Here is a 10,069-nt window from a genome sequence, read left to right as displayed (position 1 = left end):
TGGACATCACCCCGGTCAACGACGCGCCGACCACCAGCGCCGTGACGCTGGCGGCGATCGCGGAGGACAGTGGCCCGCACCTGATCACGCAGGCGATGCTGCTGGCGAACGCCTCGGATATCGAGGGCGACCAGCTCACGGCGAGCAACCTCCAGATCAGTGGGGGCAGCGGCAATCTGGTCAACAACGGTGACGGCACCTGGAGCTACACGCCGGCCTTGAACGACGACACCTCGGTCTCGTTCAGCTACACCATCACCGACAATGGCACGACCAACAGCCTGCCGGATCCGAAGAGCGTGGCCGGCACGGCGACGCTGGACATCACGCCAGTCAACGATGCACCGACGGCGCCCGTCGATACCGACAACACCGCCAACTCCATCAACGCCCACGCCGCGAACGGTACTTACGTGGGGCTGACCGCGCATTCGACCGATCCGGATGCCGGAGATTCCGTGACCTATCACATCACGGGCGGAACCGGCGCCAGCCTGTTCTCGGTCAATGCCGGCACTGGCGCGGTGGCCGTAGCGGATGCCGCCAATCTCAATGCAGGCAGCTACACGCTGCTCATCGATGCCGTGGACAGCCACGGTGCCGCGAGCAGTTCGTCTTCGTTCTCGATCTCCGCGCTCCAGACCGATCAGGGAGGGCCCACAGGCATCAACTTCCTGGTCAGCTCGATGGGCGTGCTCGGCACCGCAGACAACGGCAACTCGCTGAACGCCGGCGCAGATCTCGGCGAGTTCGTCGCAACGGGCGATCCCGATGTCATCGACACGTTCCATTTCGCGCTGAGCGGAAGCGACGCGGCGAAGTTCACGATCGATACCAATACGGGCGAGCTGTTCGTCGGCGGCTCGAATTTGCAGGCTCAGACGAATGCGAATGGCGATGACATACCCTATCACCTGACCGTCACTGCGACCGATCAGGCCAACAACTCCACCCAGACCAGCGTCGACGTCTGGGTCGGCGTTGCCACCAAGGACACCATGATCGGTGGGAGTGGCGTCGACATCATGTTCGGCATGAACGGTTCCGATGCACTGACTGGCAACGGGGGAAGCGACGCGCTGCTCGGCGGTCCGAACAACGATACGATCTACGGCGGTGGAGGTGCCGACCAGCTGATCGGTGGCGATGGCAAGGACAACTTCCTCTACAAACTCGCTTCCGAGAGCACGAACACCACGACCGGGCACGATACCATCTACAACTTCTCGGCAGGCGGATCGAGCCAGGACACGATCGACTTCACCCAGCTCGGCGCGGTCGGCAGCGACATTACGACCTATCAGGCGCCGCTCAGCGGCCCCGGCGTGAACCTCAATGCGCACAGCGTTGCCTGGATCGAATCCGGCGGCAACACGATCGTCTACGCCAACACCAGCAGCACGACGGAGACCCAGGGGCATGCCGATATGATGATCGTTCTGTCAGGCACGGGCCTCGGCCTGACAGCGAGCAATTTCCTGCTGCACCCGTGAGTTCGGGAACGACCAGGATCCCGGCCGGCATGCCCGGCCGGGCTATCCCCGGAAGAGAGCCCGGCCGCTAGATCTTCTGCTGCGCGCCCGGGCCGGCGACATTGACGGTGATCTTCTGGATCTCGGTTCGGCCACCGGCATATTTGACCTCAATCGTCAGGACGTCGTCGCCGATGAAGTCGGGCTGCGACTTGTAGAATGCGACATAGGCCGGCACTTCCAGTGCAAGGCAAGTCTTGTAGTTCGTCGCTTTCACCTTCGCCGACTTGACGATCACCTTCCCGGATGCGGGCGCATTGACCAGGCGGATCGTCGGCAGCGGACCCGACGTGCAATCGGGCAAGACGTTGATGAAGACGCCAATCCGCGTGTCCTTGTTGGACGCGGATTTGACCGTTCGTTCGACGGGAGACGGCGCGTCCTCGGCCAATGCCGGGGCGCCGAAGCCAAGCGATAAAGCGACGCTGGCGGACAATATTACCCTCATTGCTGCTCCAGGCATGCCGGGTTTTCCCGGGGGCTTCGTTGCAAGATGCTCAACTTAAATGTCTTTTCGACGCCGTGCATACCGATCAGCCAATTTACCACGGCAGACCAAAAACTCTTTGTTAACTAGTTGATTTCGTTGACCACCGCCTCGGTTAACAATAGCTTAATACCGAAACTTTTCGACTTACTTTCTTCAGACTTGATTTCAACTGCACAGTGCTTTGGCAGGGGTAAATTATGAATGCACAATTTCAGGTAGCGCAAGCTACCGGTACTGCCGTGCCGACCAACACCACCCCAGTTCGTACTTTCACGCTAGCCAAGCCGCTCACCGATCAAGCGGTGGTCGTGCATCTCGGCTTTGACCAGAAGGTCAAGCTCGACTTCTCGGCGATCGCCAACGAAAAGATCACGCTGGTCCATGTCGGCGAGAAGCTGATCATTCTCTTCGACAACAAGTCGACGATCACCGTCGATCCGGTCTTCGATTCCCGACATGACGATCAGCATCTGCTGTCCATCGAGCTGGCGCCCGGCCGCGACGTCAATGTGCAGGAATTCGCGAGCCTGTTCCCCATCACCACCGACCAGTCCGTGCTGCCGGCGGCCGGCGATGGCAACGGCAACGCGCAGGGCAGCGGCGGCAACTTCTCCAACTCGGCGGTCGATCCCCTGAATGCCGGTAATCCGCTCGACCTGCTCGGACAAGAAGAGCTTGGCAACTCGGGGGGTGGTCCCGAGACGTTCGCCGGGCTGCCGGCCACGACTCCGCCGAGCGCAGGCTTCACGCTCTCGGGCACGGTCGTCGTCCACGATGAAACCGTCGATGTCCAGATTCTGAACGGCGCCAACGATCAGCCCAATGGTGGTCTGCCCGCCGTCTTCTCGCCCGTCGGATTGATTGGATGGGCCGAGAGCGCCATTCCGGAGATCGCCTCGTCGAGCGCCAGTTTCGGCACCGTTGGGGCGGGTACGATCACCTATGCGCTGACGACCTCCGCCGGCGCGGCCTTCGCCGGCGTCGATTCCGGTCTGCAGGCCACGGTGACCGGCAACGAAATCTTCCTGTTCACCGAAGGCAGTCTGGTGGTCGGACGCGAGGGCGCCGGCGGCGTGGCCGACCCGAACGGTGCGGTCGCCTTCCAGCTCTACCTCGATCCCGCGAGCCTGAAGCTTGACGTGGCCCAGTACGAAGCCATCAAGCACGGCACCGCGTCCGATCCCGACACCAGCGAAGGCGCTTCGCTCGGTAGCGTGGTCTTCGTGCAGCAGACCGTGACCGACGACGCCGGCAACACGGCGACCGCGCTGTCGACCAATTCGCTCGGCGTGTCGTTCCTCGACGACGGGCCGTCCGTCACGCGGGGCGAGAGCAGCGAACTGCCGTCGCTCGGCTTGCTGAATCTCGACGAGACGATCGGCCAGGATGACGGACCCGTCACCGATCGCTACAACACCGGCGAAAGCGAATCCAACGGCATCACGCCGAACGGCACTCTGGACGATACCGGAGTGACGACCATCACCGTGTCGACCGCGCCGACGCAGAGCCAGGCGATCGGCGAGCTGTCGACGCCCGCGGGGGGACTCGCCAATCTCTTTCCCTCGGCGATCGTCAACTTCGGGACGGATGGTCCGGGGCCCGACGGCGGAATCACCAATATCCTCAAGCTGGTGCTGTCGAGCGAGACTGTTGGCACGAACCTGACGGCGACGGCGCTTGCCGGCACGCCGCTCGCGGGGCTCGACGCAGCCGCACGGTCCATCGTGCTGGTCCAGGTCAACGACACGACGCTCGAGGGCCGGATCGTCGGTGACGGCATCGCCGACAACGGCGACGAGTACGTTGCCTTCCGCATCACGCTGGAGAACGCCAGCAATCCCGCGACGGCGCATATCACGGTTGACCAGTTCCTTGCGATCGATCACGGCGGCTCGGAAGATCCGTCGCTGTTCGACGAGCAGATCTTCCTGCACCTGACCGACGGCGCCTCGCTCAATCTGCAACTCACGACCACGGTGACGGACGGCGATGGCGACCAGGCGGTCTCGGCAGTCCAGGCCAACCTGATCGGCACCGAGAACTCGTTCGTCGCGTTCGACGACGACGGCCCGACGATCACGCGGGACGAGGGCGAGCATCCGTCGAATCTCGACCGGCTCAATCTCGACGAGACCATCGGCCACGGCGACAGCCCAAGCCTCGACACCTACAACACCGGTGAGTCCGAGTCAGGTGGCGGATTGCCGAACGGTACCGCCGACGATACGGGTGTCACCACCGTCACCGTCTCAACCAATCCCACCCAGGCGCAGGCCATTGGCGAACGGTCGACCCCCGCGGGCGACATCGCGGATCTGTTCGACGCGGCCATTGTCGATTTTGGAACGGACGGCCCGGGGGCAAAGGGCGGCATCAGCAATGAGCTCAAGCTCGTGCTGTCCAGCGATACGGCCGGAACGAATCTGACTGCAACGGCGCTGGTCGGCTCGCCGCTCGAGAACCTCACGGCGGCCCAGCGTGCCATCGTGCTCGTTCAGGTCAATGACACGACGATCGAAGGCCGCATTACCGGCGACGGCATCGCCGGCAACGGCGACGAATATGTCGTCTTCCGTATCACGCTGGAGAATGCCAGCGATCCCACCACGGCGAAGATCACGGTCGACCAGTTCCTGCCGATCGACCATGGCGGCTCCGAGAATCCGTCCCTGTTCGACGAGCAGGCAATCCTGCACATGGCCGGGAACGGGACGCTCAAGCTCGAGCTCACGACAACGGCCACCGACGGCGACGGCGACCAGACCAGTTCGACGGTCAAGGTCACCCTGATCGGCAATGAGAAATCGTTCATCGCCTTCGACGATGACGGTCCGACCGTAACGGTGTCGGAGACGCGAGGTTTTGCCGTCGTTCACGACGAGACCCTGCTGCTGCAGAGCCCGCCGTTCGGCGACGACAACGACATTCTGTTCACGCCCGTCTTCAACGGCGTCGGCCATCCCGGACACGACCCGCAGGTTCCCTTCGGCCTTCCGATCGGTTACGCGCAGAGCAATGTCGCCGCGCTCACCATCAACACGGTCGATTACGGCACCGACGGGGCGGCCAAGACCGGCGCCCAGGTGTTCTCGCTGACGCTGACGGACGCACAGGGCCAGAGCACGATCGGTCCGGTGGATTCCAAGCTGACCACCACGGAGGGGAAGGAGATCTTCCTGTTCCTGGAGGGCGGCCTGATCGTCGGCCGTTACGACGGATCCGACGGCGACACCGACGTGACCAACACCGGCACCGATCCGGCCGCGTTTGCGATCGCGATCGATCCCGTCAGCGGCAAGGTATCCGTGGTCCAGTACGTTTCGCTGCACCATGACAGCGCCGACGTCGATGGCGATAGCGACGAGGCGGTCTCGCTGGCGAATGCGCTTGGCCAGGTCAAGGCGACCGTCACCGTCACCGACGGGGATGGCGACCACGCGTCGGCGTCCGCCAATATCGGCGGCGATATCCGGTTCGAGGACGATGGCCCGCTGGTGGCGGCGACGGTGTCACGCAATTTCGCGGTCACCGCGGACGAGAGCCCGAACAACCAGGCCAACGACGTCGACGGCCCGCTGGCGATCTTTGCGGGCGTTGCGAACCCGGGTGATGATCCGGACGAAAGCGGGCCGGTGCTCGCCTATGCCACCAGCAGCGGCGCGGCGCTGAGCGTCCTGCCGTATTTCGGCGTCGACGGCCCCGATCCGGCTGCGGCGATCACCTATTCGCTCGAGCTGCATTCGTCCACGTCCGGGGTAACCCTGACGGACGGCGCCGAGATCACCTTGTCGCAGGATCTTGCCGGCCGGATTATCGGCACGGTGGGCACGGACAGCGTGCATCCCGAATTGGAGGGCAAGACCGCGTTTGCGATCGCGATCGATCCGGTCTCCGGCAAGGTGTCGGTGGTCGAATATCTCTCGCTCCATCACTTCAATTCGTCCGACCCGAACGACCAGATTTCGCTGGCCGCGGGCTCGATCTCGGCCGTCGTGACCATCAAGGACGGCGACGGCGACACCTCGTCCGCCTCGGCGGATATTTCGACCAGGATCCACTTCAACGATGACGGCCCGTCGCTGACGATAGGCACCGACGTGACGCAGCCTGAATTCGTCGCGCTTCAGCTGAACCTCGACGAGACGATCAATCATGCGCCCGATCAATACAATGTCGGCGAGGGCGAGTCGGACGGCGGCGCGCCGAACGGCACCGCCGACGACACGGCCCACACCGCCGTGACATTCACGACGGATGCCACCTCGACGGCCGAGATCGGCGAGCTGAAGACGGGCGAGGGGCTGCTTGCCCCGTTGTTCACCAATGCGGTGATCAACTACGGCGCCGACGGTCCGGCCCTGTCCAATCCGGTCACGTCCGCGCTCAGCCTCGTTCTGACCGGCGCGCCCGAAGTGGGCGGCATCAAGACCAATCTCATTGCGACTGCGGTCGCGGGAAGTCCGCTCGACGGCACGTCGGTGGACCATCGGACCGTGTGGCTGACGCTCGAGGGCGGTCAGATCGTCGGCCGCGTTGGCCATGATACGCAGTCAACTGCCGATGATTTTGTCGTCCTGCGTATCTCGTTGAATTCGACGGATCCGGCCACGGCGCAGCTCGTGGTCGATCAATTCCTGCCGATCGATCACGACGCGTCCGAACCCGTGGGATCGCAATTGCCCGAGACGCCGTCGCTGTTCGACGAGTCGATCTCGTTGCTGACGGCGGTGGCCGGCCAAAGCGTCGGCCTGAAGCTGACGGTGACGGTGACCGACGGCGATGGCGATCACATCACGAAGTCCGCTACCGCCACTCTCATCGACGGTAACAAGTCCGTCGTCTCCATCGACGATTCCGGCCCGACCATCTCGGCGTCGCAGGATTGCGTCGATACGCCGCTCACCTATGTCGGCATCAAGGCCGGCAACGTCGACGAGCGTGGTCTCGATGGTCCGAGCGACCAGGACGTGCTGCTATCCGGCATCGGCCAGGGCAATGGTCCGAACCCGAACACGATCAATACGACGGGCAGCGATATCGGCGTCGGCAACCAGACCATCGAGGGCCATGAGGTCCATGGCGGCAACGACCAGCCTGCGGAGATCCTGCGGCTCGACTTCGTCAACAGCCTCACATTCCCCGCCGGCGGCTTTGCCTATAACGGGCATTACGAGGTCGATGCGGCCTCGTTCACGATCCACCAGATCCAGGGCGGTCCGAGCAACACGGCGACGGTGTTCGTCCAGGTCTTCAACGCCAACGACACCCCCGATTTCAACGACGACGGCAATCCGCTGCCGATCACGCTGAACGACGTCACCGTCACCGGCGATGCCAGCTACACCAAGATTCCGGTCTATGACGGCAACACGCTCGTCGGCGTCGTCATCGTCGGCCTGAACGAGGGCGCGACCGTCACGGTCGACGCGGCGGATGATTTCAATCGTCTGGTCATTTCCAACTACGACAACGTCGCGTTCTCGAGCACGCCGAACGGTGCACCGACGCTTCCGGCCGATCCGAATGATCCCGGGGAGGACAATGTCGGTCATCCGTTCTCGGTAAGCGGCATCTCGTCCGTCGTGTGCGCTCCCGCCACGCTCAGCGTCACCCATGACGAAAGCGCCGGATTCGCCCCGCAATCCGGTCCGAATCCGGAGAACGACGTCGATCCCGCGACGGCGCCGAGCGTGCTGACCGCCGCAATTGCCGGCGCCCAGATCGGTACGGTTCTCGGCTATGCCGAATCGACCGGTGCCGCCAGCACCCTGTTCACGACGCCCGATTTCGGCACGGATGGACCTGGCCCGGCCGGAGGTGTGTCCTATCAGCTGACGAACTCCACCGGTGGCGGCTTCACCGGCCAGGATTCCGGGCTGAACACCACCGTCGGCAACCACGACATCTTCCTGTTCACCGATTCCACCAACCCGGACATCGTCTGGGGCGTCGACAGCAATAACTTCCAGACCGGCGAGAAGGTGTTCGCGCTCTACGTCGACACCACCGGGCATCTGTGGGTCGCCCAGTTTGCGGCGATCGCGCACAATGTCGATGGCTCGTCACCGGCTGCCTATGATGACGAGGTCTCGATCACGAACGGCCTCGTGTACATTTCGGCCACCGCGACCGACGGCGATGGCGACACCGCCCACGCTGTTTCGCCCGCCGGGCTTCACATCAATTTCCAGGATGATGGTCCGCATGCCTTTGCGGAGGCCTCGCAGAACGTGCTTGAAGGGTCTGCGCCGGTCACGGGGCAACTCGACTTCGATCCGGGCGCAGACGGCGCGACCGTCACCGAGATCAACGGGGTGACCCTGTCGTTCGGCAATGACGGGTACTCCCAGGCGATCACGCTCGCCCACGGCAGTCTCCAGGTCACCGCTGACGGTGCCTACAAGTTCGTTGCGCAGCCCGACGACGTCTATAACACCGGCGGGCCGGCAAACTTCACCTACACGGTGACCGATGGTGACGGCGATACCTCGGCATCGACGGTGTCCTTCGTCGTCACCGACGACGGCGACCCGACCAAGGTGACGTTGAACGACGTGACGGTGGACGAGGGTACCGGCACGGCGACGATCTCGGCCAGCGTCGACCACGCGCCGCAGGGCAGCAATCTCGTGCTGACACTGAGCAACGGTACGACCATCACGATCCTCGCCGGCCACACCACCGGCACCTCGACGCCGTTCCCGGTGCAGGGTGACGATCCCTATATTGATCACGAGACCTACGTGGTCTCTGTCGCCAGCACGACCGGCGGCAATTACGAACTGCTGGACACCACCGACACGGCGACGGTGACGGTCAACGATACGATCAACACCAACTTCGTGACGCTGGACAATGTCGTGGCGTTCGAGAACGAGACGTTCGTCTACACGGCGCACATGGATTACGCGTCGATGACGCCGTTCACGGTGACGCTGAACAACGGGGTGGACATCACCTTCGCGCCGGGTCACTTGACGGCATCGTCGGCTCCGCAGGCGGCCCAGGGTGAAGACGTATATGTGGATGGCCAGATCATCCCGGTCTCGATCGCCAGCACGTCCGGCGGCAATTTCGAGGCGGTGAACACCACGACGTATGGCAATGCCACGGTCACGATCAAGGACACCATCGATCCGACAACGGTGACGTTGAACGACGTGACGGTGAACGAAGGCGCCGGCACGGCGACGATCTCGGCCAGCGTCGACCACGCGCCGCAGGGCAGCAATCTCGTGCTGACTCTGAGCAACGGTACGACCATCACGATCCTCGCCGGCCAGACCACCGGCACCTCGACGCCGTTCCCGGTGCAGGGCGACGACCCCTATATCGACCACGAGACCTACACCGTCTCGGTCACCGGTGCGACCGGCGGCAATTACGAGCTGCTGGATACCACCGACACGGCGACGGTGACGGTCAAAGATACGATCAACACCAACTTCGTGACGCTGGACAATGTCGTGGCGTTCGAGAACGAGACGTTCGTCTACACGGCGCACATGGATTACGCGTCGATAACGCCGTTCACGGTGACGCTGAGCAACGGGGTGGACATCACCTTCGCGCCGGGTCACTTGACGGCGTCGTCCGCTCCGCAGGCGGCCCAGGGTGAGGACGTCTATGTGGACGGCCAGGTCATCCCGGTCTCGATCACCGGCACGTCCGGCGGCAATTTCGAGGCGGTGAACACCACGACGTACGGCAATGCCACGGTTACGTTCAAGGATACGATCGACGACACCACGGTGAGCCTGACGGCGACGCCGAGCATCACGGAGGCGGACAGCAGCATCACCTACACGGCGACGCTGACGCATCCGGCGCAGGCCGGNCAGCCGGTGACGGTGACGCTGTCGAACGGCGACGTCATCACCATTGCGGGCGGCGCCAGCAGCGGCTCGGTGGTGCACACGGTCGCGCCGAACGAGGACGTCTATCTCGACCCGACTTCGGTCAGCGCGACGATCAGCACGGCGACCGGCGGTAATTTCGAGCACCTGGTCGTGGACAGCACGCCTGCGGTGACGCAGATCACCGA

3 protein-coding genes and 1 pseudogene are annotated in these 10,069 nt (G+C 63.6%); 3 read left to right on the top strand and 1 reads right to left on the bottom strand.

From position 1 onward, the window contains the following. Positions 1–1,493: cadherin-like domain-containing protein (locus tag A5906_RS42535; RefSeq protein WP_201723789.1), on the top strand; the 1,493-nt coding region annotated here is incomplete at its 5' end. Positions 1,494–1,560: 67 nt separating this feature from the next. On the opposite strand, the gene A5906_RS43000 is transcribed toward A5906_RS42535, so the two are convergent. After that, positions 1,561–1,980: a hypothetical protein gene (locus A5906_RS43000; RefSeq protein WP_080135722.1), complete on the bottom strand. Its 420-nt coding sequence runs from the start codon at positions 1,978–1,980 to the stop codon at positions 1,561–1,563. A 239-nt stretch (positions 1,981–2,219) separates the two neighbouring features. Between A5906_RS43000 and A5906_RS46370 the strand changes: the two are divergent. Further along, positions 2,220–9,862 (top strand): annotated as a pseudogene (locus tag A5906_RS46370) (DUF5801 repeats-in-toxin domain-containing protein); the annotation flags it as partial. Position 9,863: 1 nt separating this feature from the next. Next, on the top strand, positions 9,864–10,069 hold a 206-nt coding region (locus tag A5906_RS43520; protein WP_210189979.1), incomplete at both ends, for an immunoglobulin-like domain-containing protein.

This window comes from Bradyrhizobium sacchari (assembly GCF_002068095.1).
GTDB classification, from domain to species: domain Bacteria; phylum Pseudomonadota; class Alphaproteobacteria; order Rhizobiales; family Xanthobacteraceae; genus Bradyrhizobium; species Bradyrhizobium sacchari.
Note: the sequence above shows the minus strand (reverse complement) of the source record. Positions and strands in the feature narration are given on the sequence as shown.